Below are 1,386 nucleotides of genomic sequence, written 5' to 3'. Positions count from 1 at the left end.
CGCCCGCCCAGCGTCACCTCGGGGCTGGCCGACGCCACCGGCCGGGTGGGACGGGCCGCGGGCGCGAGTGCCACGCCGGCCGTCGCGACCGGCACCGGGACCGAGCCCGGCGAGGCCATCGTCGGATCCGGCGAGGCCGGGGACGGGGTGAGGGTGATGATGCCCGGCTGCGCGGCGACCGTGCTCGATCCGCCCGAGGATCCGTAGGCCGGCTCGATGACGAGTTGTTCCAGCCCGAAGCCGGCGCACACCATGAGCGCCGCGGACGGCCAGAGCAGCGCGAAGAACCGGCCGTGGCGGCCCCGCGGGGCGCCCCCGGCCACCGCGACCCGACCCGCCGGCGGGAGGGGACGACGATGACGGCGGTGACCCGAGGCGTCCGACACGCGACCTCCGAATGCACGCGACCGCGCGGTGTTGACGCGCAGTGCCCCGATGTCGGAAAAAAGCATATCGACCGCCACAATGGCCACGCTCGGGCGGGTATCGGGAAATCTTCCGTACCGGCAGACTTACCTCCCCCGTCCGGGGGAGCGGGTAACCGGGGCGGTTGTTCAGCCCGCGGCGTTGCGCACGAGCTCCGCGGCCTGTTCCGGCCACCAGGTGCCCGCCGCCGGATTGCCCCGGCCGCATTCCCCATCGCTCGCGCCGGGCGTCTTCACCCACAGGAACGCGTCCGCATGCGGATATCCCGTGCTGGTCGTCGGCTTCTCGCCGAGGCCGCGACCGGGCGGATTGCACCACGCGTTGGTCAGTCCGGCCGCCGGGCCGCGGCCGTTGCGGGAGGTGTCGACGACGTAGTGTGCCCCCCCGACGAAGCGGGAGAGGACCTCGGCGCGGGCCGCCTCGTCCTCGGTGCGGTAGTAGTTCGCCACGTTGACGGCGAAGCCGCGGGCGTGCGTGATCCCGGCCTGCGCCAATCGCCCGGCCATGACCGCCGGGGCGATCCAGCCGCAGTTCGCGCCGTCAAGGTAGACGCTGGTCGCCGGCAGCGCGCCGTACACGTCGACCGCGTCGCGCAGCAGCGCGTAGCGTTCGGCCGCCCGGGCGGCGTCGAGCTGGTCGACCTGCCCGAGCGCATCGGGTTCGAGCACGATGACCGCCGCCGCGCCGCCGATGCCCGCGGCGACCTGTCGGGTGAACTGCCGGTAGGAAGCGGCGTCGGGCAGCCCGCCGGTGGAGAAGCCGGCGCCCACGTCCCGGTGCGGGATGGCATAGACCATGTACACGGCGGTGGCGCCGGTCGCCGCCGCGGCGGCGGCCCGGCTGTGGACCTCACCGACGACGTCGGTGATCCAGTCGCCGACCGGGAAGGCGGCCGAGGTCTGCACGAGCGGGGCGATCGCCGCGGCGTCGCCCGGGTGGGCCTGCGCCTGCTGCGCCGCC

1 protein-coding gene and 1 pseudogene are annotated in these 1,386 nt (G+C 74.8%); both read right to left on the bottom strand.

The genetic code is table 11. The annotated features are described in order from the left end of the window. Positions 1 to 386 (bottom strand): annotated as a pseudogene (locus tag ND748_RS32030) (hypothetical protein); the annotation flags it as partial. Between the two features lie 168 nt (positions 387 to 554). After that, a partial coding sequence (locus ND748_RS32025) for a glycoside hydrolase family 6 protein (RefSeq protein ID WP_251750016.1) occupies positions 555 to 1,386 on the bottom strand: 832 nt, incomplete at its 5' end.

Origin of the sequence: Frankia sp. AiPs1, from assembly GCF_023716945.1 — a bacterium.
In the GTDB taxonomy this organism is placed as follows: Bacteria; Actinomycetota; Actinomycetes; order Frankiales; family Frankiaceae; genus Frankia.
The sequence above is the reverse complement of the archived record's forward strand: the minus strand, read 5'-3'. Positions and strand labels throughout refer to the sequence as shown.